Annotated in this window: 25 protein-coding genes; 14 read left to right on the forward strand and 11 right to left on the reverse strand. The window is 72.7% G+C overall.

Features of this window, described 5'->3' with window-relative positions; genetic code table 11:
• Window positions 1-10: 10 nt before the first annotated feature.
• The 6 genes from LUM46_RS04555 to LUM46_RS04580 all read right to left on the reverse strand — a co-directional run bounded on the left by LUM46_RS04555 (window position 11) and on the right by LUM46_RS04580 (window position 6,880).
• On the reverse strand, window positions 11-2,992 hold the full coding sequence (locus tag LUM46_RS04555; RefSeq protein ID WP_274992546.1) for a DEAD/DEAH box helicase: 2,982 nt from the start codon (window positions 2,990-2,992) through the stop codon (window positions 11-13).
• A gap of 138 nt (window positions 2,993-3,130) precedes the next feature.
• Window positions 3,131-3,871, reverse strand: coding sequence for a twin-arginine translocase subunit TatC (tatC, locus tag LUM46_RS04560; RefSeq protein WP_274992663.1), 741 nt, complete (start codon window positions 3,869-3,871; stop codon window positions 3,131-3,133).
• 37 nt (window positions 3,872-3,908) lie between these two features.
• The gene (tatA, locus tag LUM46_RS04565) at window positions 3,909-4,220 is read right to left on the reverse strand and encodes a Sec-independent protein translocase subunit TatA (protein ID WP_274992547.1); all 312 of its coding nucleotides are present in this window, start codon (window positions 4,218-4,220) and stop codon (window positions 3,909-3,911) included.
• Between the two features lie 170 nt (window positions 4,221-4,390).
• On the reverse strand, window positions 4,391-4,723 hold the full coding sequence (locus LUM46_RS04570; protein ID WP_274992549.1) for a hypothetical protein: 333 nt from the start codon (window positions 4,721-4,723) through the stop codon (window positions 4,391-4,393).
• 11 nt (window positions 4,724-4,734) lie between these two features.
• Window positions 4,735-5,787 (reverse strand): helix-turn-helix transcriptional regulator, encoded by a 1,053-nt coding sequence (locus tag LUM46_RS04575; RefSeq protein ID WP_274992550.1) that lies wholly within the window; start codon window positions 5,785-5,787, stop codon window positions 4,735-4,737.
• Entirely contained in the window at window positions 5,780-6,880 is a 1,101-nt protein-coding gene (locus tag LUM46_RS04580; protein WP_274992551.1) for a helix-turn-helix transcriptional regulator, read from the reverse strand. The genes LUM46_RS04575 and LUM46_RS04580 overlap by 8 nt, the downstream gene beginning before the upstream one ends.
• A gap of 34 nt (window positions 6,881-6,914) precedes the next feature.
• Between LUM46_RS04580 and LUM46_RS04585 the strand changes: the two genes are divergently transcribed.
• From LUM46_RS04585 to LUM46_RS04615, 7 genes are all read left to right on the forward strand, one after another.
• A complete protein-coding gene (locus tag LUM46_RS04585) occupies window positions 6,915-8,171 on the forward strand; it encodes a DUF3866 family protein (protein ID WP_274992553.1) in 1,257 nt (418 codons plus the stop codon).
• Window positions 8,168-8,920, forward strand: coding sequence for a DUF4129 domain-containing protein (locus tag LUM46_RS04590; protein ID WP_274992554.1), 753 nt, complete (start codon window positions 8,168-8,170; stop codon window positions 8,918-8,920). Before LUM46_RS04585 ends, LUM46_RS04590 begins: the two co-directional genes overlap by 4 nt.
• An 8-nt stretch (window positions 8,921-8,928) precedes the next feature.
• On the forward strand, window positions 8,929-9,426 hold the full coding sequence (locus tag LUM46_RS04595; protein ID WP_274992556.1) for a hypothetical protein: 498 nt from the start codon (window positions 8,929-8,931) through the stop codon (window positions 9,424-9,426).
• Complete coding sequence (locus LUM46_RS04600) at window positions 9,419-10,429, forward strand: AAA family ATPase (RefSeq protein ID WP_274992558.1); 1,011 nt, start codon at window positions 9,419-9,421, stop codon at window positions 10,427-10,429. The genes LUM46_RS04595 and LUM46_RS04600 overlap by 8 nt, the downstream gene beginning before the upstream one ends.
• A complete protein-coding gene (locus LUM46_RS04605; RefSeq protein ID WP_274992559.1) occupies window positions 10,426-11,823 on the forward strand; it encodes a DUF58 domain-containing protein in 1,398 nt (465 codons plus the stop codon). The genes LUM46_RS04600 and LUM46_RS04605 overlap by 4 nt, the downstream gene beginning before the upstream one ends.
• Window positions 11,820-12,428, forward strand: coding sequence for a hypothetical protein (locus LUM46_RS04610; protein ID WP_274992561.1), 609 nt, complete (start codon window positions 11,820-11,822; stop codon window positions 12,426-12,428). The genes LUM46_RS04605 and LUM46_RS04610 overlap by 4 nt, the downstream gene beginning before the upstream one ends.
• 67 nt (window positions 12,429-12,495) lie before the next feature.
• A complete protein-coding gene (locus LUM46_RS04615; protein ID WP_274992562.1) occupies window positions 12,496-13,008 on the forward strand; it encodes a Dps family protein in 513 nt (170 codons plus the stop codon).
• Between the two features lie 106 nt (window positions 13,009-13,114).
• On the opposite strand, the gene thpD is transcribed toward LUM46_RS04615, so the two are convergent.
• The 4 genes from thpD to ectA form a co-directional block, all read right to left on the reverse strand.
• Window positions 13,115-14,041, reverse strand: a complete 927-nt coding sequence (thpD, locus tag LUM46_RS04620; RefSeq protein WP_310242899.1) for an ectoine hydroxylase — start codon at window positions 14,039-14,041, stop codon at window positions 13,115-13,117.
• On the reverse strand, window positions 14,038-14,439 hold the full coding sequence (locus LUM46_RS04625; RefSeq protein ID WP_274992563.1) for an ectoine synthase: 402 nt from the start codon (window positions 14,437-14,439) through the stop codon (window positions 14,038-14,040). The genes thpD and LUM46_RS04625 overlap by 4 nt, the downstream gene beginning before the upstream one ends.
• 146 nt (window positions 14,440-14,585) lie before the next feature.
• Complete coding sequence (gene ectB / locus LUM46_RS04630) at window positions 14,586-15,869, reverse strand: diaminobutyrate--2-oxoglutarate transaminase (protein ID WP_274992565.1); 1,284 nt, start codon at window positions 15,867-15,869, stop codon at window positions 14,586-14,588.
• 131 nt (window positions 15,870-16,000) lie between these two features.
• Window positions 16,001-16,429, reverse strand: coding sequence for a diaminobutyrate acetyltransferase (gene ectA / locus LUM46_RS04635; RefSeq protein WP_374726921.1), 429 nt, complete (start codon window positions 16,427-16,429; stop codon window positions 16,001-16,003).
• A 311-nt stretch (window positions 16,430-16,740) separates the two neighbouring features.
• Between ectA and LUM46_RS04640 the strand changes: the two genes are divergently transcribed.
• The gene (locus LUM46_RS04640) at window positions 16,741-17,376 is read left to right on the forward strand and encodes a GNAT family N-acetyltransferase (protein WP_274992567.1); all 636 of its coding nucleotides are present in this window, start codon (window positions 16,741-16,743) and stop codon (window positions 17,374-17,376) included.
• Window positions 17,377-17,383: 7 nt separating this feature from the next.
• On the opposite strand, the gene LUM46_RS04645 is transcribed toward LUM46_RS04640, so the two are convergent.
• A complete protein-coding gene (locus LUM46_RS04645; RefSeq protein ID WP_274992568.1) occupies window positions 17,384-17,989 on the reverse strand; it encodes a tyrosine-type recombinase/integrase in 606 nt (201 codons plus the stop codon).
• A 127-nt stretch (window positions 17,990-18,116) separates the two neighbouring features.
• Here LUM46_RS04645 and LUM46_RS04650 point away from each other — a divergent pair, with 127 nt between their 5' ends.
• The 6 genes from LUM46_RS04650 (at window position 18,117) to LUM46_RS04675 (ending at window position 25,924) form a co-directional block, all read left to right on the forward strand.
• Window positions 18,117-18,797: an IMPACT family protein gene (locus LUM46_RS04650; RefSeq protein WP_274992569.1), complete on the forward strand. Its 681-nt coding sequence runs from the start codon at window positions 18,117-18,119 to the stop codon at window positions 18,795-18,797.
• 102 nt (window positions 18,798-18,899) lie between these two features.
• Window positions 18,900-20,303: an ABC transporter substrate-binding protein gene (locus tag LUM46_RS04655; protein WP_274992570.1), complete on the forward strand. Its 1,404-nt coding sequence runs from the start codon at window positions 18,900-18,902 to the stop codon at window positions 20,301-20,303.
• An 11-nt stretch (window positions 20,304-20,314) separates the two neighbouring features.
• Window positions 20,315-21,280, forward strand: coding sequence for a carbohydrate ABC transporter permease (locus tag LUM46_RS04660; protein WP_274992571.1), 966 nt, complete (start codon window positions 20,315-20,317; stop codon window positions 21,278-21,280).
• A 32-nt stretch (window positions 21,281-21,312) separates the two neighbouring features.
• Entirely contained in the window at window positions 21,313-22,197 is an 885-nt protein-coding gene (locus tag LUM46_RS04665) for a carbohydrate ABC transporter permease (protein ID WP_274992572.1), read from the forward strand.
• Window positions 22,194-23,609, forward strand: a complete 1,416-nt coding sequence (locus tag LUM46_RS04670) for a Gfo/Idh/MocA family protein (protein WP_274992573.1) — start codon at window positions 22,194-22,196, stop codon at window positions 23,607-23,609. Before LUM46_RS04665 ends, LUM46_RS04670 begins: the two co-directional genes overlap by 4 nt.
• Entirely contained in the window at window positions 23,606-25,924 is a 2,319-nt protein-coding gene (locus LUM46_RS04675) for an alpha-N-acetylglucosaminidase (protein WP_274992574.1), read from the forward strand. Before LUM46_RS04670 ends, LUM46_RS04675 begins: the two co-directional genes overlap by 4 nt.
• Window positions 25,925-25,994: the final 70 nt, after the last annotated feature.

Genomic DNA, 25,994 nt, shown 5'->3' on the forward strand with positions numbered 1-25,994 from the left:
TGTCAGCCGGTCAGAGACTCGAGTACGCGACCACTCCCCGCAGCACCGCGTCCTGGGCCTTGCGTGCGGTGGTGCGCAGCTTGTCGGACGGCGCGGCGCCGCCGAGCTGGTCCAGCACGTCGATGACCTGCTTGCACCAGCGCACGAAGTCGCCGGCGGCGAGGTCGGAGCCGCGCAGGACGCTGTCCAGCCCCTTGCCGGACGCCCACCGGTACATCGCGCCGACCAGGCCGAGGTCGAGCGGTCCGGTGGCGTCGATGCCGTGCGCCTCCTCGAGGTCGTCGACCTCGGACCACACGCGCTGTGTGTCGTCCAGGACGCCCGCGAGGCGCCCGGTCGGGCCGCCGGGGATGTAGGGGTCGGGGGCGTCGTCGCGGCGGCTCTGGTAGACCACCGTGGAGACGACGGCGGCCAGGCCCGCTGCGTCGAGCCCGTCCCACACGCCCCGGCGCAGGCACTCGGCCAGGAGCAGGTCGTTCTCCGCGTACAGGCGGCGCAGCCAGCGGCCGTCGTCGGTCACGCGGATCCTGCCGGGTCCTTGCACGGTGCCGTCGGGCACTCCTGCGTCCGGTGTCGCGCTGTCCTGCCCGGTCCCGGTGCGCTGCAGGTAGCCGAGGGTGAGCAGCACGTCGAGGGTGCGGTCGAAGGTGCGGGCGATGGACCCGGTGCGGCCTTCGACGCGGCGCACGAGCTGGTCGTGCTCGCGCTTGAGCTTGTTCCAGCGCTCGGCCCAGCGGGCGTGGTCGTCGCGCTCGGGGCAGGCGTGGCACGGGTGGGCCTTGAGTGCCTTGCGCAGCCGCGCGAGCTCGGCGTCGGTCGAGGCGTCGGAGCGGCGTCCGGCCAGGGACTTGCCGCCGCGGGCGGCGCTCCCCGGGCGCCGGCCCGCGGGGGTGCTGGTGGAGTGCGCGGAGGGCACGTCGTCGGCCAGGGCGCCGAGCGCGTTGCGCATGGACGAGACGAGGTCGCGGCGGGCGTCGGGCTTGCGGGCGTTGAACGCCTTGGGGATCTTGACGGTGGTGACGGTCTCCAGGCCGTCGGGCGCGTCGGCCAGGGTGAGCTTCTTGACCTGGCGCTCCTGGGTGAGCACGGTGGGGCGGGGACCGTCGAAGCCGCCGGGCTCGCCGGGGTCGAGCACCAGCACGTACCCGCGTCGTCGCCCGGTGGGTACCTCGACGACGTCGCCGCGGCGCAGCCGTTCCAGGGAGGCGACGATCTCGGCCCGCTCGGCGCCGGAGGCCGCGCGGGAGAGCTCCTTCTCGCGGTCCTTGATGGCGCGGCGCAGGCCCATGTACTCACCGAAGTCGCCTTCGGTGCAGGACATGGCCTTGGCGTACCCGTCGAGGGCCTCGGCGTGCGCCTGGGCCTGCTTGGCGAGGCCGACGACGCCGCGGTCGGCCTGGAACTGGGCGAAGGAGGTCTCCAGGACCTCGCGGGCGCGGTCACGGCCGACCTGGGCGACGAGGTTGACGGCCATGTTGTAGGTGGGCCGGAAGCTGGACTTGAGCGGGTACAGGCGCTTGGACGCGAGTCCGGCGAGGGCCACGGGGTCCAGGGCGGGGTGGTCGACGACGACGGCGTGGCCCTCGACGTCGATGCCACGGCGGCCGGCGCGGCCGGTGAGCTGGGTGAACTCGCCGGGGGTGACGGGCACGTGGCTGGTGCCGTCCCACTTGACGAGCTTGTCCAGGACGACGGACCGGGCGGGCATGTTGATGCCGAGCGCGAGGGTCTCGGTGGCGAACACGACCTTGACGAGGCCGCGGGAGAACAGGTCCTCGACGGTCTCCTTGAACACGGGCAGCATGCCGGCGTGGTGGGCGGCGACGCCGCGGGCCAGGGCCTGCGACCAGGACCAGTAGCCGAGCACGTCGAGGTCCTCGGGCGGGATGGCGGCGGTGCGCTCCTCCACGACGGACCGGATGGTCGCTTCCTCCTGGGGGGTGGTCAGCCGTAGCCCGGCCTTGAGGCACTGGTCGACGGCGGCCTCGCAGCCCGCGCGGGAGAAGACGAAGTATATCGCGGGCAGCAGCGCGTCGGCGTTCAGGGCGTCGATGACGATGAACCGCGGCGGGGTGCGCCGGCTCGGTCCGATGCCCCCGGCGCTGTCGTCGGCGCGGCGTCCGCCCGCGCCGCGGTACCCGCGGTCGCCACGCCGGCCGGCGCCGCGGCCGCGCCGTCCGCCGTGGTCGCCGGGGCGGTTGCCGCCGCGCCCGGACCGGAACGCCGCGGACAGGTCGGGGTTGATGGGCGGACTGGTGCCGGGGTCGGTCGGGTCGACGTGCCCGGCGTACAGGTCCAGGAGGCGTGGCTTGCCGCGCGGCTCGGGTGAGGACATCAGGACGTGCTGCCACAGCGGTACGGGCCGGCGTTCGGAGACGACGACGGCGGTGTCGCCGCGCACCATCTCGAGCCAGTCGCCGAACTCCTCCGCGTTGGACACGGTGGCGCTGAGGGAGACGAGCTGCACGTCGTCGGAGAGGTGGATGATGACCTCTTCCCAGACGGGGCCGCGGAAGCGGTCGGCGAGGTAGTGGACCTCGTCCATGACGACGTAGGCCAGGCCGTCCAGGGTCGAGGAGCCCGCGTACAGCATGTTGCGCAGCACCTCGGTGGTCATGACGACCACGGGTGCGTCGCCGTTGATGGTGGTGTCACCGGTGAGCAGGCCGACGTTGTCGAGCCCGTGGCGGCGCACGAGGTCGGCGTACTTCTGGTTGGAGAGCGCCTTGATGGGGGTCGTGTAGAACGCCTTGCGGCCCGAGGCCAGTGCGAGGTGGACGGCGAACTCGCCCACGACGGTCTTGCCGGCGCCGGTGGGGGCTGCCACGAGCACGGCGCGGCCTTGTTCGAGGGCCTCGCAGGCCTGTACCTGGAAGTCGTCGAGCTCGAACCCGATGACCTCCCGGAACTGGGTCAGCTCGGGGTGCTCGGCCGCTGAACGGCTCTGTGACCGGAAGGCCGTGTACCGCTCGGCGGGGCTCAGGTCGCTCATGGGCACAGCCTACGGTCACTCTCCGACAGGCCGGGTGCGACAGGCCCGGTGCGACAGGTCCCCGTGCCCGTTCACGACGACGCCCGGCCCGCGCCCTGTGCAGGGCGGGGGCCGGGCGCGTGGTCCGGCGCGGTCGGGTCAGATCTCGGCGGCCGCGAGGCGCCTCTCGACGCGCTTGTCGTGCAGCACCGCGACGCCGGCGGCGGCGAAGTACAGGAGGCAGATCGGCAGGGCGACGAGGATCATCGTGAGCGCGTCCGGGGTCGGCGTCATGACCGCGGCGAACGTGAACGCGACGAGGATGGCCCACCGCCAGCCGGCGAGCAGCGCCTTGGCGGACATCAGGCCCGCGAAGTTGAGGCCGACCAGCAGCACCGGGGACACGAACGCGAGTCCGAACGCGAGCAGGAGCCGCATCACCAGGCTCAGGTACATCTGGGCGTCGGTGAAGTTCGTGGCGTTGTCCGGCAGGAACCCCGTCAGGATCTGCACGGCGTGCGGGATCACGACCCAGGCCATGTAGGCACCACCGAGGAACAGCGGTACCGATGCGCCCACGAACCCGTACGCGTAGTACTTCTCCCGCTTGTTGAGCCCCGGCGTGATGAAGGCCCACACCTGGTAGAGCCACCACGGGCACGACACGAACACGGCGAGGAACAGCGCGGCCTTGACCTTCAGGTCCAGCGCCGATGCCGGTCCGGTGAAGTTCAGGGTCACGTCGTTGCCCGTGAGCTCGGACGCGCGCTCCAGTGGTTGCTGGAGCGCGACCAGCAGCGGCTCGTACAGGATCCAGCCGGCGATCGCGCCGAGCAGGAGTCCCGCCCCGATGAGGACAAAACGTTTGCGGAGCTCGAGCAGGTGCTCGAGCAGGGGCATACGGCCGTCGGACGGCCGCCTCGTACGTGCCACCGGTTCAGGCCTTGGGGATGTCGCGGTCCCTGTTGTTGATCAGGCCCGGTACGTCGTCCGTGCCTGAGCTCGCCGGTCCGGCGGTCGAGCCCGTGGTCGACGTCGTCGCGCCGCCGGGCCGGTTGTCGGCGGCGTTGCTGTTCCGGCCGTCAGCGTCGTCGGGGCTGTCGTCGCGCAGGTCCTTGATCTCCTTCTTGAAGATCTTCATCGACTGTCCGACGCTCTTGGCCAGCCCCGGCAGGCGGGTGGATCCGAAGAGCAGCAGGACGACGACGAGCAGAACGATCCAGTGCCAGGGCTGCATGGCGCCTGTCATGGTGACTCCTTACAGTGCGGTGCTGATACGCGGTGATGCGGATATGACCGATCCTACGCGGACACAGGGGGCACAAAGGTAGCCCTCCGGTGGACGGAAGGTGGCGCCGGGCGCCGAGACGCGCAAGAACCGCGCAGATCCGCGCCTCAGCGTGCTCCGCTCGGCCGGTCTCAGTCGTTGAAGTGTTTCCACTTCTGCCACGTCACCACGTGCCGCGCCCGGCGTGCGTCCTTGCGCCCGGCCCGGGCCGTGCGCTGCGCGTTGACACGCTGGTAGTGGATGGTCACGTCGTCGAACAGGCTCGGGCCGGCGTGCTGCGTGCTCGCCGCCTCCCGTGCCCGGTCGGACAGCTCCTGCAACCGGTCGCTCGACTCGCTGATGCGGCGCGACGCTCGCCCCAGCTCTTCCATCAGGCCCTTTGCCGACCGCCAGAGAGAGCGGGCCAGAAAGAACGCCCCGACGAGGCTTCCCACGATCAGCAGGGTCCACACCCAGAACCACATGGTCGCCAAGCCTAGTGCCGATCGGGCGATGTGGCTGCGTCTCGGGTCCGCGGATCTGTCCCGTGCCCGAACGTGGGCCCGGTCTCGCGCCCTGAGTCGTAGAGGGCCAGCGCCTCGGCGGCGGCCCCGGCGACGTCGTCGGCCAGGGCCGCAGGGGCGACGGAGCGCACGTACGGGGCGAGCTGGATCAGGGTGCTGCGCAGCCAGCCGGGGTTGGTGACGCGCAGCGTGACCTCGAAGTCGCCGTCGGGCAGGTTGCGTACGGACTCGACGGGGACCTCTTCGGCGAACCAGCGTGCCCGGGGCGCGAACCGGATGGTCGCCAGCGGTGAGGACCTGCCGGCGAACAGGGCGGCGAAGTCGATCTCGGCCGCCTGCTCCCCGACCCCGGGGTGTTCCTGCACGGGCACGTCGGTCTCGGTGGCCTCCAGGATGCGGTCGACACGGAAGGTGCGTGGCGCGGCGGCGCGGTAGCACCAGGCGGCGAGGTAGGCGTACTCGTCCTGCGTGTGCAGCCGCACGGGGTCCACCTCCCGCTCGCTGACGACGTCCGAAGAGGTCACATACCTGATCTGCAGCCGGTGGCGCGCGGTCAGGGCCGAGGAGATCGCCGAGACGACCTGCCGGTCACCGCCCGGTGCGAGCCGCACGTCCACGGCACTGGCGGCCTCACCGGTGGCGTCGGTGAGCTTGCGCAGCGCGGACTCGACGACGGCGGACCGTGCCGGGTCGGCCTGGACCGCGCCGGTGGCCTTCATGGCCCGCAGCGCGGCGACCAGCGCCACCGCCTCCCGGGTGCCGAGCCGCAGGGGTCTGGTCATGCCGCGCGCCTCGGTCAGGTGCACCACGCCGCGGTCGATGGACGCGGCGTCGAAGTCGATGAGGTCGTCGGGCCAGTACCCGGGAGTGCCCGAGACCCAGAGCGCGTCGACGTCCTTCTGGATCTGCGCGGGCGTGGTCCCGAACCTTCGGGCCAGGTCGGCCACGGACACCGGTCCGGCGCCGTCGAGGTAGGCGACGATGCCCAGCAGGCGCAGGAGCCTGTCGTCCGCGCGCTCAGCCACGGGACGCCCCCGCCTGCGCGCCCGTCCCGGAGCCCAGCGCCGCTGCGGCGGTGAGCCGGCGCAGCGTCTCGGCCCGCACCGCCTCGGGCTCGAGCACGACCAGCGCGGCCCCGTACCCGGCGGCCTCGGACGCCATGCCCGACAGGGACCGGTAGGGCACCTCGAGGATGTCCCACCCGGCCTGGTCCCCCGCACGGCCACCCGCCGGCGCGCCGGCCGGGACGGGCAGGCGCTCGCTGTAGGCCTGGCGCTCGCCGTCGGGCACGGGCTTGGCGCGGGCGCGCAGCGCTCCGGCGCGTTCGGGGCGGACGGCGACCACCGCCTGCCGGATCTCGCCGTGCGCCTTGCCGAGCACGACGTCGGTCTCGAAGTCGGGGATGTCGTAGGCGCCGGCGGGGCCGGTGACACGGACGCGGGACTCGATGCGGGACATGCGGAACACGCGGGGCGCCTGCCGGTCCCGGTCGAAGCACATGAGGTACCAGCCACCGTCGCGCGCCGCGATGCGCCAGGGCTCGACGTGCCGGGTCAGGACCGTCCCGTTGTACGCGGCGCGGTAGCTGAACGTGACCGCGCGGCGGGCCTCGATCGCCTCCATGAGGGGCCCGTAGGCGTCGCCGACGGCGCGCACGGACGGCGCGAGGCCGGCCAGGGCGTCCGCGGACGGGTCTCCGGCGCCGGCCGCGCGGAGCTTGACCATGGCGCGGTTGATGTCGGTCTGCAGGGTCTTGTCCTGCCAGAACTGGGCGGCGAGCGACAGCACACCGAGCTCGGCGGGGGTGAGGTCGATCGACGGCAGCGCGTAGGCGTCCTGGTCGATCCGGTACCCGAGCTCGTCGGTGTGCCCGCCGGTCCCGACCGTCACGACGGGGATGCCGAGGGCGCGGAGCATGTCCTTGTCCCGCTCGAACATCCGCTCGAACGCCTCGTCGCTGGGCGCGTCGGCGTACCCGGCCACGGCGGTGCGGACCTGTTGCTTCGTCATCGCCGCATTCGTGTTCACGAGGGCGATGACGAGGTTCAGGAGCCGCTCGGCGGGGTTCAGGCCGGGTGACGTGGCGGACTGCGCGCTGGGAGGCGGATCGATGGGCATCAGGACAACCGTAGCGTTCGGTAGCCTCCACCCTGTGATGACGTGGCGGATCGGGACCGTGATTTCCACAGGCAGGTCGTGGCGGGGGGCGTGCGAGCTCGAGGTGACGCTGGACCGGCCCCTGCCGGGCCGGGACGCCCAGGCCGGTGAGGCCGGTGGCACCGTGCGTGCGCTCGCGTACACCGACCTCGTCGGTGCGCCCGGGCCGGGCGAGGCCGTGCTGCTCAACGTGTCCGCGCTCGCCCGCGGCCTCGGCACCGGCGGGTACGCCCTGGTGGTCGGGCCCGCCGCGGCCGGCACCCACCTCCCACCCGACCCCGCCCCCGGTCCCGGACACCTCGTCAAGGCCCGCTACACGCCCCTGCAGACCATGGTGCTCGGCGTCGACGAGCAGGAGTCGCCGCACCACACGACCCTGGCCGGCGCCGACAGCCTCGACGGCATGCCCGTCGTCGTCGCGGACCTGCACTCCGCGCTGCCCGCCGTCGTCGCAGGTCTGCGGCACGCCGCGGCCCGCACGGGTACCGACCCCGCCGGCCTGAAGGTCGCCTACGTCATGACCGACGGCGGTGCGCTGCCCGCGGCGTTCTCCCGCACCGTCGCCGCCCTGCGCGACGCCGGCTGGCTGGAAACCTGCGTCACCGTCGGCCAGACCTTCGGCGGCGACCTGGAGGCCGTCACCGTGCACACCGGCCTCCTCGCCGCCCGCCACGTCGCCGGGTGCGACATCGCCGTCGTCACCCAGGGACCCGGCAACCTCGGCACCGGGACCCGGTGGGGCTACTCCGGCGTCGCCGCCGGGGAGGCCGTCAACGCCGCCGCCACCCTGCACGGCCGCCCCGTCGCGTCCCTGCGCGTGTCCGGCGCCGACCCCCGCGACCGCCACCTCGGCATCTCCCACCACTCCCTGACCGCGTACACCAGGGTCGCCCTCGCCCCCGCCGACGTCCCCGTCCCCGTGCCCACCGCCGAGCTGGAGAGCCTGCCCACCTGGGGCATCCCGCTCACCCACCGCATCCGCGAACAGGCACAGACGCTCGCCGCCCCCGACGGGACCGGCCGCCACACCCCGCACACCCCGCACACCCCGCACACCCTGGTCGACGTCCCCGCCGACACCACCCTCCTCGACACCCTGCGCACCGCACCCGGCGGGCTGCGCACCATGGGCCGCGACCTCGACGCCGACCCCGCGTCCTTCGTCGCGGCAGCCGCCGCAGGCATCCACGCCCACCGGCTCGCCCAGCCCGACAACCAGCCCGACAACCAGCCCGGCAGCCTGCCCGCATGAGGCCCGCCATCCGCCTGACCGTCACCGCCCTCCTGGTCACCGTCGTCGTGCTCGGCGCCGCCACCGCCACCCCCTGGCGCTTCAGCCCGCCCCACCTGCCCACCCCGGAGCTCTCCCTGCCCGACCAGTCACCACCGAGCCCCGACACCAGCCGACGCCCCATGGACCAGCCCCTCGACACCGGCACAGAGAACCCCTGGATCGGCCTCGTCATCGCCGTCCTCCTCGCACTCCTGGTCATCGCCCTCGTCACCGCCGTGGCCCGCAAGCTCCTCGCCCTGCGCCGGCAACGCATCGACACCACACCCGACAACCTCACCGCCGGCACCGCCACCGGCAGCCTCGGCGACGCCGTCGACCTGCCCGAGCTCCAGGACGCCGTCAGCCGCGCCCTCGCCCACCTCGACGGGCACGCCCGCCCCCGCGACGCCGTCGTCGCCGCCTGGGTAGCCCTCGAAGAAGCCGCCGAACGCGCAGGCGCCCACCGCGACCCAGCCCAGACCCCCACCGAGTTCGCCGGCACCGTCCTCGCCGCCACCCCCGCACCACCCGCCGCCGTCACCCGCCTGCGCACCCTCTACCAACGCGCCCGCTTCACCGACCGGCCCATCGACCGCCCCGCCGTCGCCCAGGCCCGCGAGGCGCTCGCGGACATCGCGCGCAGCCTCGACATCGACAAGCCCTCGCCGGACGCCGAGAGCGATCTCCCCCAGGGTCCCGAGGCCGGTACCGGACGGGGCCCGGCGTGAGGTCAGGCGTGAGGAACTGGAACTGGCGGCGCATCGCCACCATCACCGTCGTGACAGCCCTGGCCGCCGCCGGCCTCGTCTTCTGGAGCGTCATCGACCCGGCGCACGCCTACGCCGCGACAGCACTCGCCGCCGCGCTGAGCATCCTGTGGTCGGCCACCGACGCCACCACCGACGACCCCGAATGGCCCCAGCTCTTCGTCGTGGCCCGCGCCGGCGGACGCCACGACGTGTCCGACCTCGGCTGGTCCGTGTTCGGCCGCGACGGCCACGTCACCGACCGCGTGGTGCGCCGCATCCGCGCCCTCGCCGCCGACCGGCTCCGCGCCCACGGCGTCGACCCGTCCGACCCCGACTCCGAGCCCGACGCCGAACGCCTCCTCGGCGCTCGCGTCGTGCGCCAGCTCAAGTCCCGCCAACCGCCCACGGCGCGCACCGTACAGACCTGGCTCGATGCGATAGAACGCCTCGGTGCCGCACCGACCACCGAGGAGAACCGTGCCTGACCGCACCACCCCGCCGACCACCCCGCAGGCCGGCCCGGCGCCCCTGCCTGTCGCCGACGTCGCAGCGCTCGGCGAACGAGTCCTCGCCGAGGTCGGCACCGCCGTCGTCGGTATGCGCGACGCGCTCCAGACAGCCCTCGCGACCATCCTCGCCGGAGGCCACGTCCTCTTCGAGGACGTACCCGGCCTCGGCAAGACCCTCGCCGCGCGCTCGCTGGCCACCGCTCTCGGCCTCGACTTCGCCCGCCTCCAGTGCACCCCCGACCTGCTGCCCGCCGACATCACCGGCTCCTCCGTCTTCGACCCCGCCACCCGCACCTTCGAGTTCCGCCCCGGACCCGTCTTCACCGGCCTCTTCCTCGCCGACGAGATCAACCGCACCGCCCCGAAGACCCAGTCCGCGCTCCTCGAGGCGATGGCCGAACGACAGGTCTCCATCGAAGGCACCAGCCGCGCCCTGCCCAACCCCTTCCACGTGCTGGCCACCTCCAACCCCGTCGAGTACGAAGGCACCTACCCCCTGCCCGAGGCCCAGCTCGACCGCTTTATGGTCCGCCTCGCGGTCGGCTACCCCGACCGCACCCAGGAGACCGAGGTCCTCACCCGGCGCCTCGCCCGCAAGCAGGAGGCCACCACCGTCGCCCAGGTCGTCGACCCCGCCACCGTCCGCGCCATGCAGGCAGGGACCGAACAGGTCGCCGTCGACCCCGACGTCGTCCGCTACTGCGTCGACCTCACCGCCGCCACGCGCGGCCACCAGGCCCTCGAGGTCGGCGCCTCACCCCGCGGCTCACAGAACCTCGTCCTCCTCGCCCGTGCCATCGCCGTCCTCGACGGACGCGACTACGTCCTGCCCGAGGACGTCAAGCGCATCGCCGTCCCCGTCCTCGCCCACCGGATCACCCTGACCCCCACCGCCTGGGCGTCGGCCACCCGGCCCGAGACCATCGTCGCCGACCTCCTGCACACCGTCCCCACCCCCGCCACGGTCCCCACCCGATGACCGTCGGCGGCCTCATCGTCGCCCGCGGACGAACCTCCCAGGGCACACCAGCAGACGGCCACCACGGCTGGCGACCCACCTCCGCGTACACCGCCGCCATCGCCACCGGCGTCCTCCTGCTCACCACCAGCCTCCTCGCCGGGCGCGCCGACATCGCCCTCATCGGCATACCCGGCCTCCTCGCCGCCACCTGGGCCCACACCACCCGCCCCACCACACCCCTGCGCGCCACCCTCCACGAACCACCCGGCACCACCACACCCGGCGAGCTCGCCGCCACGCTCCACCTCACCACCACCCCCGACACCGGCCCCACCGCCGACGTCATCCACCTCCGCATCACCGCCACCGGACACCGCGACACCCACCTGGCACTCACCGCACGAGCCACCGAGGATCCCGCCGGTAGCACCACCGGACGCCAGGTGCCGCTCCGCCTCTCGTCCGTACGCACCGGCCCCCAGGAGACCTTCACCGTCGACCTGCGCGGATCCCGGCACCGCACCTGGGAGGAAGAACCCACCCAGGTCCGCGGCGCCACCCGCCTCGTCCTCCCCGGCGCCGCCCCGCTCGGCCGACTCCCCCTGCCCCGACGGCTCCGCGGCCTCACCGGACCACACTCCTCCCGCCGCCTCGGCGACGGCACAGAGCTCCGCGACATCCACCCCTTCACCCCGGGCGACCGACTCCGCCGGATCGACTGGCGCACCACCGCCCGCCGCTCCCCCGAGCTCGACACCCTCTACGTCCGCCGCACCTACTCCACCGCCGAAGCCACAGCGGTACTCGTCGTCGACTCCCGCGACGAGGTAGGACCCGACATCCGCACCTGGCGCGGCTACGGAACCCTCCGCGTCGACGAGCCCACGTCACTCGACCTCGCCCGCCACGCCGCAGCCTCCGTCGCCACCGCCCTCGTCGACGCCGGCGACCGCGTCGGCCTCGAAGACCTCGCCCGCCGACGCCGCCCCCTGCCACCCGCAGCCGGACGCCGCCACCTCCGCCGCCTCGTGCACGGACTCGCGCTGGCCCACCCGAAAGACCCCGCCTCACTGCACCGCGTCCGCCCACCACAGCTCCCGGCCGACGCCATCGTCTACCTCTTCACCACCCTGCTCGACGACGAACCCCTGCACCTCGTCCGCACCTGGCACACCATGGGCCACCCCGTCGTCGTCATCGACACCCTCCCCGACGTCCGCCACGTCCTCGAGCACCACCTCGCGATCGCATGGCGCATCGCCCGCCTCGAACGCGAGGACCGCATCACCGCCCTCGACGGCGAAGGCGCCCCCGTCATCAGCTGGGCCGGATCCCGGCGCGACCAGGCCACCGTCCGCTTCGAAGCCCTCGCCCGCGCGACCCAACGCCACGTACCCGGACGCATCCCATGATCCCCAGCCCCCTCACCCCCCTCGTCCGGCGCATCACGCTCCACCTCGCCGACCCCGCACGCCGACCCCTGCCCACGATCACCGTCCACACCCGGCCCACCCTCCGCGGCTGGACCTTCCGCGCCGCCCTCCTCGCCCTCGTCCCGCTCCTGCTCTTCACCGCCGCAGCACGCACACCCGGGATCCCCCACAGCGTCACCCTCACCATCGCCGCCCTCGCCACCGGCCTCGTCGTCGTCCACCCCACCCCCACCACAGCCGGCGGCGTCATCGCCGTCGCCGCAGTGCTCTTCTGGGGCTTCACCAGCGAACCCTTCGACCCCTGGGCCCTCGCCGTCGCCCTCCTCGCCCACCTCCTCGCCCGCACCACCTGGTGGGCCGCCCACGTCCCACCCCAAGGACACGCCGAGATCGCAGCACTCCTCACCAGCTGGCGGCGCGACCTCACCGTCCTCGCCGCCACCGCCCTCCTCGGCGCCCTCGCCATGCTCGCCTCCGGAACCACCGTCCAGGGCGCCGTCCTGCTCGCGGCGCTCGCCGTGGTCGGCCTCGTGCTCGTCGCACTGGCGACCGACGGCTCCTCGCGTGACGATGGACGGAGCTGACGACCCAGCTCGTCCGAGGAGTGGCCGCACGAGCGGCCCGAGCATCGCCGGAAGAGGAGGACCCCACATGTCCCCGAAGCTGCCCCGCTACACCGTCCCGTCCCTCAGCCCGGAGGAGGGGGCCAAGGTCGCGGAGATTCTCCAGGAGCGGCTGCACGCGCTGAACGACCTGCACCTCACCCTCAAGCACGTGCACTGGAACGTGGTGGGGCCGCACTTCATCGGCGTCCACGAGATGCTCGACCCGCAGGTCGACGCCGTGCGGGCGATGGTCGACCAGATCGCCGAGCGCATCGCCACCCTCGGCAGCGTGCCGGTGGGTACGCCCGGCGCCCTCGTCGCCGCCCGCAGCTGGGAGGACTACGAGCTGGGCCGGGCCCCCGCGATCGAGCACCTGGCAGCGCTCGACGACGTCTACGACTCCGTGATCACGTTCCACCGCAAGGCCGCCGACGACACCGCCGACCTCGACGACGTGACGAACGACCTGCTCATCGGCCACCTGCACGACCTCGAGCAGTTCCACTGGTTCGTCCGTGCGCACCTGGAGTCGGCATCCGGGGCGATCCCCGGGACCTGACCCGCACCGTCATCCCGACGGCGACCCGCACGACGGAAGCCCCAGGCCACCCGGGTGACCTGGGGCTTCCGGCATCCCGCGGGGGCGAGCCCCGGCGCGTCCGGCGTCAGCCGACCGGGGTGAAGTCCCGGGTACCGAGGAAGGTCGGGCGCGCCGCGTCCGCCGCGAACGGCTCGACCGCCGTGTTCTCCACGCTGTTGTAGACGAGGAAGATGTTCGACCTCGGGTACGGCGAGATGTTGCCGTTCGAGCCGTGCATGCAGTTGCAGTCGAACATGATCGCGCTGCCTGCCTTGCCCGCGAGCACGTCGATGCCGTGCTCGTCGGCCATCCGCGTGAGGATGTCCTCGTCGGGGGTACCGGCGTTCTGCATCACCAGGGACGACTTGTAGTTGTCGTTCGGCGTCTTGCCCGTGCAGGAGACGTACGTCTTGTGCGTCCCCGGCATGATCATCAGCGGACCGTTGAACGAGTAGTTGTCGGTCAGCGAGATCGAGATGCTGACGGTCCGCATGCGCGGGAGGCCGTCCTCGGCGTGCCAGGTCTCGAAGTCCGAGTGCCACGCGAAGTCACCGCCGCCGAACCCGGGCTTCAGGTTGACCCGGCTCTGGTGGATGTAGACGTCCGAGCCGAGGATCTGGCGGGCCCGGCCCACGACCCGCGGGTCGTTCGCGATGCGGGCGAAGACGTCGCTGGACTTGTGCACCTCGAAGATCGTGCGCACCTGCTGCGACGTTCCCTCGACGATCGTGCGCTCGTCGGCGCGCACCACGGGGTCGGTGGACATCCGTCGGAGCTCCGCCCGGAACTCCTCGACCTCCGCCGGTGTGACGAGGTCCTCGAACACGAGGTACCCGTTGCGGTCGAACCCGTCCAGGTGCTCCTGCTCCATCGGGCCGTCGGCCGCGTTGCCCCAGACCACCTTGTCCTGGCGCGTTATCTCGGATGCCGGTCCCTCCACCCGCGTGGGGTACAGGTCGGCAGGCTGCTCGGTGGGATGGTGCTCGGTCTTGCTGATTGCGTCCGTCGTCATACGGCGGCCTCCTCTTCCTTGATCAGCGGATACACGCCATCGGCGTCATGCACCTCCCGCCCGGTCACGGGCGGGTTGAAGGCGCACGCCATCCGCAGGTCGGTAAATGCACGCACCGTGTGCTTCTCGTTGCCGTCCAGCAGGTAGAGCGTCCCGTCGGACAGCTCGTGGACCTCGCCGGTCTCGCGGTTGACCAGCTCTCCGGTGCCGCCCACGCAGTAGACCGCCTCGAAATGGTTCGCGTACCACATGTCGGTCTCCGTGCCGGCGTACAGGACGGTGTCGTGGAACGAGAAGCCCACGCCCTCCTTCGCCAGCACGAACCGCCGGCTGCGCCAGGTCTCCGCCTTGACGTCCCGGTCGGTGCCGTCGAGATCGGCCAGTCGAGTGACTATCATTTTGTGTTCCTTTCCTCGGGGGGCGGTTCTCGCCCTGCAGGCCTGGCCCGCGTTCGGTCCTTCAGCCCAGGGCCACGTTGCAGGGCCCCGCGGCGCAGGGCTCTGCGCCGCAGAGAAGACTGCGGCGCAGAGCCCTTGCGGCAGTGCTACTTCGCTGCGGCGAGATGCGCGACGGGCGCACCGAGGACCTCGTCCGCCGCCGCCGCGATGATGTCGATGCCGGACCGCAGCTCGTCGGAGGTGATCGTCAGAGCCGGCATGGTCTTGAGCACCTCGTCCTCGGGTCCGGACGTCTCGACCAGCAGGCCGCGCTCGTACGATGCCGCGGCGATCCTCGAGGCGGCGGAGGTGTCCGGGAACTTGATGCCCGTGAGGAAGCCGCGGCCCTTGACCACGGCGCCCTCGTACCCGCCGGCGATCCGCGCCAGGCCGTCGTGCAGCTCGTTGCCGCGCTCCTTGACGGTCTGCGCGAACGTGCCGTCGGACCAGAACTCGTTCAGCGCAGCGGTACCCGTGACGAACGACGGGTTCTGCCCGCGGAACGTGCCGTTGTGCTCGCCCGGCTCCCACTGGTCCAGCTCGGGCCGGATCAGCGTGAGCGCCATCGACAGCCCGAAGCCGGAGATCGACTTGGAGAGGCAGACGATGTCCGGGACGATCCCGGCCTCCTCGAAGCTGAAGAATTCCCCGGTGCGGCCGCAGCCGGCCTGCACGTCGTCGAGGATCAGCAGGATCTCATGGGCGCGGCAGAGCTCGGACAGGGCGCGCAGCCACTCGGGCCGCGCGGCGCTGAGGCCGCCCTCACCCTGGACGGACTCCACGATGATCGCGGCGGGCTTGTCGACACCCGACCCGCTGTCGCTGAGCACCCGCTCGAGCCACAGGAAGTCCTCCGTGGCGCCGGAGAAGTAGTCGTCGTACGGGATCTTCGAGCTGTTCGTGAGCGGCAGGCCGGCGCCGTTGCGCTTCATCGAGTTCCCGGTCACCGACAGCGCGCCCAGCGTCATGCCGTGGAACGCGTTGGTGAACGAGAGGATGTGCTGGCGGCCGGTCACCTTGCGGGCGAGCTTGAGCGCGCTCTCCACGGAGTTCGTCCCGGTCGGGCCGGGGAACATGACCTTGTAGTCCAGGTCGCGCGGCGCCAGGATCCGGTCCCTGAACGTCGTCAGGAACTCGCGCTTGGCCACGGTGTGCATGTCGAGCGAGTGCACGATCCCGCCGCTGCGCAGGTACTCGATCAGGGCCTCGAGCAGCACCGGGTGGTTGTGCCCGTAGTTGAGCGCACCCGCCCCTGCGAAGAAGTCGAGGTAACTTCGGCCGTCCTCAGCGTGCAGCGTGCTGCCCGCGGCGGTCGTGAACGTCGCGGGCCAGTTCCGGCAGTAGCTGCGGACCTGGGACTCGAGCTCGTCGAAGATGCTGGTCGAGGACATGCCTGTAGGCATAGCGGTATTCGGGCGCATGGCTCCTTCCACGGTCCGGTCCTGTGGACCGGACTCGGCTGTGGTAGATCGGTTCTTCTGCAGTTATCTGGGGTTTGACTTCTGGATCGACCTGGACGCGGTCAGGAGAGCGGGCCGATGCGGAACACCAGCTCCGCGTCGTGGCCGTCCGGGAACGCTTCCGTGGGGAAGACGGTCCGCACGTCGACGGGCGCGCCCTGGGCCGACGCGAAGGACATGAACAAGGCGATCGACGCCGTGTTGTCCGAGGTGATGGTCGTCTCCACGTGGGTGCACTCGGGGTGCCGCTCAGCGAGGTGCGCGAGCATCCGGGAGGCCAGCCGCTGTCCACGGTAGGCGTGGTCCACGGCCACCTGCCAGACCATCAGCGTGGTCGGCTCGTCGGGCCGGATGTAGCCCGTGACGAACCCACCGGGTTCGTCGTCGACGCTCACGATCACCGAGGTCCGGGCGAAGTCTCGTGCCCAGAGGAGATACGCGTAGGACGAGTTCAGGTCCAGCGTCTTGGAGTCGCGCGCGAGGCGCCACATCGCTGCTCCGTCTGCGACGGTGGGCTCCCTCAACACCACCGTGGTTTCGGTCGGATGGATGTGCTTGAGTTCCTCTTCGAGGTTCTGCATGACAAAACGACCGTAACGAACTTGCGCGAAGATTGCACATTGCGATCCTGTGACGATCCCGTTACTGGGGTGTTCGGGGGGCAAATGCGCAGTAACGCCAGAGGCGCCGGATCTGCCGCTGACCAGCACCAGCACGCGGCTGAGGCGGGGTCCGAGGGGGAGCTGCCGGCCGCCATGTCACAGCACGGTCACATTCTGGGACGGCAGGCTAGTGTGCCGGTGTGACCGAGCCATTCATCCGTCCCTACCGCGCCGCCGACCGGGCCGACGTCGCCGACATCTGCGTCCGCACCGCCGCGGCGGGCGGCGACGCACGCGGCGTCTACTCGTCCGACCTGCTCATGCCCGACGTCTACGCGCTGCCCTACGTGGAGCACTCCCCCGACCTCGCGTGGGTGGTCGAGCACGAGGGCCGTGCGGCCGGGTACATCATCGGAGTCGCCGACACCCGGTCCTTCGTCGACTGGTGGGCACGGGAGTGGACGCCGGGCTTCGTCGCCCGCCACCCCGCACCCGGGCCCGCGACCGGCCGCAACCCCGCCTACAGCGAGGCTCAGCTGCTGCACGACGGCGCCGACCCGGAGCGCATGGTCCGAGGGCTTCGCCACGGCGAGCTCACCACCCACCCGGCCCACCTGCACATCGACCTGCTGCCGGTGCTCCAGCGGCGCGGCCTCGGCTCACGCCTCATCGACACGCTCCGCGCCGCCCTCGCCGAGCGCGGCGTGCCGGGCGTGCACCTGGGCTACGCGGCCGAGAACACCGCCGCCCGACTGTTCTACGACCGGTACGGGTTCACCGAGCTGCCGTCGTCCACCCCGCAGGCGCCGCTGGTCGGCATCGCGACCGCCACCTGACACACCGTCAGTCCTCCGTCGACGCCTCGACCCACGCCCGCCGCACCTGCTCGAACCGGGTGGGCAACGGCGGACGCAGCGCGCCGTAGCGCGCATTGGTCCGGTGCACGAACCGACGCCACGACAGCACCAGCCCCTGCCGCGTGATCGGCAGACCGGACGCGACCGTGGTGCCGTTGTCGTGCGTGTGGTGCACCGTGAGCAGCAGCGCCCTCGGCACCGAACCCTCGAGCTCGGCCGCCAGCTCCTCGCGCACCACCATCCAGTGCTTCAGGAGCACCACCAGGTCGGCCGGCAGCAGATGGCGGCGCGGCGTGCGGTGCTTGCCGTGCCGCACCAGCACGCTGCCCTCCGTCGCGCGAGCTCGCGCGGGCCCGAGGTCGATGTCCTCGACACGCACCCGCAGCAGGTCTCCGTACCGTGCGCCCGTCGCGCGCACCAGCCCGGTGATCACCGCCAGGCGCACCGCCTCAGGCTTGGCGCCCGGACGCATCGCCTCGGTGGAGAGCTCGCGCCAGACCCACTCGGCCTCCTCGAGGCTCACGGGTGGCCGCGGGTAGCGGGCGAGCTCCCTGCTCCGTGCTGGTGGTGACGTGGCATCGGCACTGGTCATCGTGCCAGTGTACGCTTGGCACACTATTAATTAAGAGAAGAACATGGTGTGTCGTGGAGCAGGGTCGAGCCCGATCGACCCGGCGCACCCCCGGTCCACCCGGTCCATCGCCACGTACCCTCGTCCGGTGGACCTCCCCAGCACCATCGCCAGGTCGATCGACCACGAGCTGGTCATCAAGAAGTCCCGGTTCCTGGCGCACCTCTCCCCCGCCGGCAGCGTCGCGGAGGCCGACGCCGTCGTCGCGCGCCTGCGCAAGGAGCTGTGGGACGCCCGCCACCACTGCGTGGCCATGGTGCTCGGCACCCACGCCGGCGGTGCGAGCCCCACAGCCCGCTCCTCCGACGACGGCGAGCCGAGCGGCACGGCCGGCGTCCCCATGCTGGAGGTGCTGCGGCACCGCGGTGTCACGGACCTGGTCGCCGTCGTCACGCGGTACTTCGGCGGCGTGAAGCTCGGGGCCGGCGGACTCGTCCGCGCGTACTCGGGCGCGGTGGCCACCGCCCTCGACGTCGCGTCCGCCTCCGGCGCGATGCTCCGCCGGGAGCTGCTGTACGAGGTCGAGGTGCCCGTACCCCACGGCGACGCCGGGCGGATCGACAACGTGCTGCGCGACTGGGCGTCGTCCCACGGCTCCGTGATGGAGCCGCCCGCCTACGACGCCGTCGCGCACCTGCGGCTGCTCGTGCCGAAGCAACAGCTGGACGCCCTGACCGCCGACGTCGCCGCCGCATCGGCGGGTGCCCTCTCCCCCGCCGTCGGCGAAGCCCGGGTGGTCGACGTGCCGGTGCCGCCCACCCGTCGCTAGCGAGCCCGGGGTCGCCCCGCGCGTCGGCCTTGACTGACTCGGCACGCGGGTGAAGTCTCGGGGCACCCGCACCCGCACCGGCACCAGCACCGAGGAGGGACCATGCACCGTCGCATCCGCTCGTCCGCCGTCGTCGTCGCACTGACCACCGCCGCCGCCACCCTCCTCGCGGCCTGCGGCCCGAGCGCCGAGCAGGAGGGGCAGGCCGAGGCCATCACCTTCTGGACGCCACAGTCCACACCGGAGCGCGTGGCCGCGCAGGAAGCCGTCGCCGAGCGGTTCACCGAGGAGACCGGCATCGAGGTCGACGTCGTCCCGCTGGCAGCGGCCGACCAGGACCAGGCGCTGGTCACGGGTGCCGCGTCGGGCGAGGTGCCCGACGTCATCCTCGCCGGCGCCTCGCAGGTCACGTCCTGGCAGTCCCAGGGACTGCTCGACACCGACGTCGTGCAGGAAGCGATGGACACGCTGGACCCCGCCACCTTCAACGAGAACGCGCTCAGCGCGGTCACCGTCCTGGAGGACGGCACCGAGACGGTGGCCGCGGTCCCGAGCGACGGCTGGGTGCATCTCATCGCCTACCGCACCGACCTGCTCGAGGAGGCCGGTGCCGAGGTGCCGACCACCGTCGCCGAGCTCGCCGAGACCGCGACCACCGTCAAGGACGAGCTCGGCATCACGGGCATCGCGCTCGGCACCCAGTCGGGCACCGCCTCGGGCACGGAGGGCATCGAGTCGATCTTCCAGTCGGCGGGCTGCGAGCTCGTCAACAACGGCGAGGTCACCATCGACTCGCCCGAGTGCACGGAGGCGGCCGGGTACTTCAAGGAGCTGCGCGACTCCTCCGTCGCCGGCGACTACGACGTCGAGTCCGCGCGGGCCGCGTACATGGCGGGAGACGCCGCGATGCTGCTCTTCTCCACGCACATCCTCGACGAGCTGGCGAACCTCGACGAGGCGGTGCCGCCGTCGTGCCAGGAGTGTGCCGACGACCCGGCGTTCCTCGCGGAGAGCTCGGGCTTCATCACCGTGCTGGAGCCGCCCGCCGGCTCGGCGCAGGAGCCCGCGCAGTTCGGCGCCACCCTCGCCTACGCGGTCCCGGCACGCGCGGACACCGACGAGGCGCGCCAGTACATCGAGTACGTCATGGGCGAGGGCTACGCCGACACGCTCGCCGTCGCCACCGAGGGCCGTCTCCCCCTGCGCACCGGGACCGCTGGGAGCCCGACGGAGTACCTCGACGCGTGGGGCGGCCTGGGCTTCGGCCCGAAGGTCGAGTCCTCCGTCGCCGAGGTGTACGGCGACGACCTGGTCACCGCGATGGGCGAGGGCATGGCGGCCGTCTCCCGCTGGGGCCAGGGGACGCCCGATGCCACCCTCGCGGGCCTCGTCTCCACCCAGGGCACTCTCGCCCAGCAGCTCGAACCCCTGTACCGGGGCACCGATCCGGCGGAGGTGACCCAGCAGATGGCCGCCGACGTGACGGCGCTGCAGCAGGACCAGTGACAGCCGGCCCGGTGCAGGCCCCTCCCGGAAGGGCCCGCCCTGCGGCGACCACCCGTCCGACGACGGCGGCCCAGCGCGCGAACCGCTCGGGGTGGCTGCTCGTCTCGCCGTCGCTGGCCGTGGTCGCGCTGGTCGTGCTGCTGCCGTTCGTCCTGGTCGTGGTGTTCGGGTTCTCGGAGATCCGGCTCGTCGACATCCCGTTCCTCGGGACGGAGCCGGTGGAGTGGACGCTGGACAACTTCCGCCAGGCCGCGGCGTCGCAGGCGTTCTGGGGTGCTCTCTGGACCACTGTCCTGTACGCGGGCCTGACGGCGGTGGGGTCGCTGGCCGTGGGCCTCGTGCTCGCGCTGGCGCTGCGGCGGCGCTTCGCGGGGCGCGGCCTGGTGCGCGCCCTGCTGCTCGTGCCGTACGTGCTGCCGGTGGTCGCTGCCGCCACGATCTGGAAGACGGCGCTCAACCCGCAGTACGGCGTGGTCAACGCGTTCGGCCGCGCGTACCTCGGCTGGGACACCCCGGTGGGCTTCCTCAGCACCACCTCGGCGGAGGTCTGGGGCGTCCCCGTGCCGGTCGCGCTGCTCGTGGTCGTGCTGTTCGACATCTGGAAGTCGGCGCCGCTCGCGTTCCTGTTCCTCACCGCGCGGCTCCAGTCGGTACCCGGTGAGATCGAGGAGGCCGCGGCGCTCGACGGCGCGAACCGCCGGCAGGTCCTGCGGTTCATGCTGCTCCCGCAGCTGCGCGCGGTGGCCCTGCTGCTCCTGCTCCTGCGCTTCATCTGGTCGTTCCAGACCTTCGACGACGTCTACCTGCTCACCGAGGGCGCAGGGAGCACGCAGGTCATGGCCATCCAGGTGTACACGGAGCTCGTCACCAAGGCCGACATCGGCAGCGCCGCCGCGTTCGGGCTGCTCATGAGCCTCATCCTGTGCGTGCTCCTGGCGGGCTACGTGCTGCTGTCCCGGCGGACCGACGAGTCATGAGGGAACAACGAGGGAATCATGAGGGAAGAGTCATGACGCGGCGGAGGAGCGGCCACGAGCGGGGAGCCATGGGCGGCGTCCGGGCCACACGAGCGTCGCGCGTCGGTCGCGCCGTGGTGGTCGCCGTCGCGCTCCTGTGGTCGCTGGGGCCGGTGGCGTACGGCGTGGTGCTGTCCGTACGGCCCTACGCGGAGGTGACACGCGACCCGCTCGGGCTGCCCACCGAGCTGGACCTGTCGGCCTTCTCCACGGCCATGCGGGACGAGTCCGACGGCGGCTTCGGCCTCGGCCGGTTCGTGCTCAACTCGCTGGGCGTCGCCGCGGGGACCGTGGTGCTGAGCATCCTGGTCTGCGTGCTCGGCGCGTACGCCGCCGCCCGCGTACGGTACCGCGGCCGCGCCGTCACGAACGGGATCATCCTGGCGGTCTACCTGTTCCCCGGGATCGTCCTCGCGGTCCCGAAGTTCGTCATCCTGTCCCGGCTCGGCCTGACGAGCACCCTGGTGGGACTGCTGATCGTCTACGTGGCGGCCACGGTCCCCGTGGCCCTGTACATGATGCGGAACTTCTTCCTGGCGCTGCCGCAGAGCGTCGAGGAGGCGGCGATCATGGACGGCTGCTCGCTCGGCCAGCTCCTGGTCCGCGTGGTGCTGCCGATAGCGATCCCCGGGGTGGTGGCCACCGCCATCTACGTGTTCATGATCGCCTGGAACGAGTACTTCTACGCGCTGCTGTTCCTGGTGCAGCACCGCGACCTCTGGACGGCGCCGCTCGGCATCGCGCAGCTCGGCGACTTCCAGGTGCCGGTCACGGTGCTCCTGGCCGGCTCGATAGCGGTGACGGTGCCCGTGGTGATCGTCTTCTTCCTCGCGCAGCGGTACATCGTGTCGGGCCTGGTACAGGGGGCGGAACGATGACCGGCGCGACGACGACACCTCCCGTCCGCCTGGCCGTCCTCGGCGCCGGCGGTCGCGGCGCCGACGCCTACGGCCGCTGGGTCCGGGCGCATCCCGACCGTGCCCGGATCGTGGCCGTCGCCGACCCCGACCGTGCCCGGCTGGAGGCCCTGGCGGGCACGACCGCAGCCCGCTACCCCGGCTGGAGCGACCTGGTCGCGGACCTCGGCAGGCTGCGGCCCGACGCCGTGATCGTCGCGCTCCCCGACGCCCTCCACGTCGCCGCGGCCACCGCCGTGGCCGACGCCGGGCTGCCGATGCTGCTGGAGAAGCCCGCCGCGCCGTCGCTGACCGCCCTCGCCGAGCTGGCCCGCGTGGTGCGCCGGACGGACGCCCGCATCGCCGTCGGGCACGTGCTGCGGTTCGCGCCGTTCTGGCGGGCCGTGCGAGCCGTCGTCGAGGCCGGCGCCCTCGGCGACCTCGCGACGATCGAGGTGCGCGAGAACATCGGCTTCTGGCACTTCGCGCACTCGTTCGTGCGGGGCAACTGGCGCAACGCCGCCGAGTCGAGCCCGATGGTGCTCGCCAAGACCTGCCACGACCTCGACCTGATCCGCTGGCTCGCCGGGGCGGCTCCCGAGACGGTGGCGAGCGAGGGCTCGCTGTTGCACTTCCGCCCGGAGAACGCCCCCGACGGCGCTCCGGCCCGCTGCACCGACGGCTGTCCCGCCGCCGCGGACTGCCCGTTCTACGCGCCGCGCTACTACCTGGACGCCCTGCGCGACCGCACGGGCCATCCGGTCACGATGCTCGGGGAAGACCTGTCCCCCGCCGGCCGCCTCGCCGCCCTGCGGCGGGGCCCGTACGGGCGCTGCGTCTATCACTGCGACAACGACGTGGCCGACCACCAGCAGACGCTCCTGCGGTTCCCCTCCGGCCTCACCGCCACGCTGACGGCCAGCGCGTTCACCGCCGAGAACACGCGGCACCTGGCGATCACCGGGACCCGCGGGCAGCTGCACGGGCACATGGAGTCGGGCGAGATCCGCGTCGACCTGTACTCGCCGTCCGGACGGCTGCCGGAGGCGCTGCCCGGTGCGGAGCTGGTCGCGTCCGGCACGGACGGGCCGCTCGGCCATGCCACCCACACGCTCGTGGCCCAGCCTGCCGACGGCGGTCCGAGCGGTCGTGGGGGCCATGCCGGCGGCGACGACGGCCTCATGGACGCGTTCTGCCGGGCAGTGGTCGACGGCGCCGTCGGCTCGGGCGAGCTGTCGTTCGTCACGGCGCTGGACAGCCACCTCATGGCGTTCGCCGCGGAGGAGTCGCGGGCGGGTGCGGGTGTGGTGGACCTCGGGCCGTGGTCCGGCGCGGCGCTGAGCTTCCTGGGCCGGACCACCGGCCGGGTCGGCCTCCGCCGGGACTCGCTGTGAGCGCGTGGGCCGACGCCGTCCGCGGCGTCGCCGAGCGGGTCGGCCTGGACCCGCGGCAGATCACCGTCGAGCCCTTACCGCTCGTCGCACCGCACGCCGCACAGCCCGTCGCGCCCCATGACACAGCGGACTACCGGGCCGAGGCCGGCCGGCTGACGATCCGGGCCACCGGCCCGGTCGCCGCGTCGGTCGCGCTGGCCCGGTACGTCCGCGAGGCGTTCGGGACGCGGCTGTCCTGGCAGCGGCCGCGCGTGACCGGGAGCCCGAGCCCGCTGCCCGACGCGCCGCGCGCCACCGTCTCGTCGCCGCACGAGGTGCGGTACTACCTGAACGTCGTGACCTTCGGCTACTCGACGCCGTTCTGGGGCTGGGACCGCTGGGAGCGCGAGATCGACTGGATGGCGCTGCACGGCATCACGCACCCGCTCATGCTGGTGGCGCACGAGGCGGTGCTGGCCGAGACGTTCCGCCGGGCCGGGCTGCCCGCCGCCGAGGCCGCCGAGTGGCTCGGTGGCGCCGCGCACTTCCCGTGGACGTTCATGGGCGGCATGCACTCGTTCGGCGGTCCGCTCCCTGCCCGGTGGGCCGAGCGGCGTGTCGACCTGGCCCGCCGGGTCCTGGCGCGCATGCGCGAGCTCGGCATGACCCCGGTGCTCCCTGCGTTCGGCGGGCACGTCCCACCGGCCCTCGCGGGGCCCGGCCCGGACGACGCGCACCCCGCCCCCGAGCACGCCGCCGGCGAGATCGAGTGGCAGGGCTGGCACGTCCCCCTCCTGCACCCGGAGTCGCCGCGACACCAGGAGCTGTTCGCGACGTTCGCGCAGGTCCAGCGGGAGCTGATCGGCCCGGGGTCCGGGTACTACGCCGTCGACCCGTACATCGAGTCGGTGCCGCCCTCGGGCGACGTCGGCTACCTGCGCGCCGCCGGCCGCGGCACCTACCGAGCGCTGGCCGGCGCGGACCCCGACGCCGTCTGGGTGCTCCAAGGCTGGCCCTTCCACTACAAGGGCACGTTCTGGACTCCCGACCGCGTGGCCGCCTACCTGCACGACGTCCCCGCCGACCGCACGCTCGTCCTCGACCTCTGGGGCGAGCACGCGCCCCTGCACACCGCGCTCCTGGCGGACCGCGCGCCGCTCGCCGGACGCCCCTGGGTCTGGTGCGCGCTGCACGACTTCGGCGGCCGGCCGGCGCTGTTCGGCGACCTGCGCGGCCTGGTCCGGGACGTGCGGGCCCTGCCCGACGGCGTACCGCACCTGCGTGGGACCGGCCTCGCCCCCGAGGCCATCGAGAACAACGAGGTCTTCTACGAGCTCGCGACCGACCTCGCCTGGGACGACGCGCCGCGCTCCCCCGCCGAGCTCGACGGCTGGCTCGAACGGTTCGTCCTGGACCGGTATGACCTGTCGGACCGTGGCTCCGCTCCTGGCGGTGTTTCTGGGCCGGACGGCGAGCGACGCGCGGACCTGGCTCGGTTGGCGCTGCACGCTTGGCACACTATTTATTCGACGCTCTACGCGGACGGACGCACCCGCTCCGTCCCGACACCCGTCATCGCCCGCCCCTGGACCGCGGGGCTCCCGTTCCCCGCCCAGCGCAGCGCGGGCGAGGCGATCACCGGCGGGACGACGGCGGGCAGCGGCGCGGCCGAGGACTCCGGGCCGCCCACACCGTCGTCCGACGTGGACGCCGAGAACGATCCGGCGGCCGCGGCCGCGCTCCCCCGGCTGGCCGAGGCGGTGCGGGAGCTCACCGAGGTCCACGACAACCTGCCGGGTGCGACGCCGGGTCCCGTACCCGATCCGGCCCGGGAGGTGCTGGGCGCCGACATCGCCGAGCTCACCGGTCATGTCCTCGCGCAGGGCACGCGGGTGCACGTGCGCGGCATCCTCGCGGCGGCGCGCGCGGGCGACCCGGACGGCGTCCGCGCCCACAGGGACCGACTGCGCGCGGACCTGCTGGAGCTCGACGACCTGGCCGGCGCCCGCCCCGAGACCCGGGTCACCACCTGGATCGACGCCGCCCGCGCCTGGGGCGACACCGCCGCGGAGCGGGACGCCATGGAACGCGAGGCGCGGAGCCTCGTCAGCGTCTGGGGCGGGCAGCACAACGGCCTGCACGACTACTCGGGCAGGCACTGGCAGGGCCTGGTCCGGGACCTCTACCTGCCGCGCTGGCAGGCCTGGGCGGACTGGCTGGCCGACGCCGCGGCGCGGGGACCGGTCCCGCCGGACGCCGACCCGACGGCCCTGCGCGCGCACATCGTCGCGCTGGAGGAGCGCTGGCGCGGGGCGAGGCGACCCGACCCCGGATGATCAGACGCGGCTGGGCGTGGTCGGCAGAAGGTGAGATGGTCGGCAGAAGGTCAGGTCGTCGGCACCTCGG

The sequence above is a fragment of the Promicromonospora iranensis genome, from assembly GCF_028994805.1.
Classification (GTDB): Bacteria; Actinomycetota; Actinomycetes; order Actinomycetales; family Cellulomonadaceae; genus Promicromonospora; species Promicromonospora iranensis.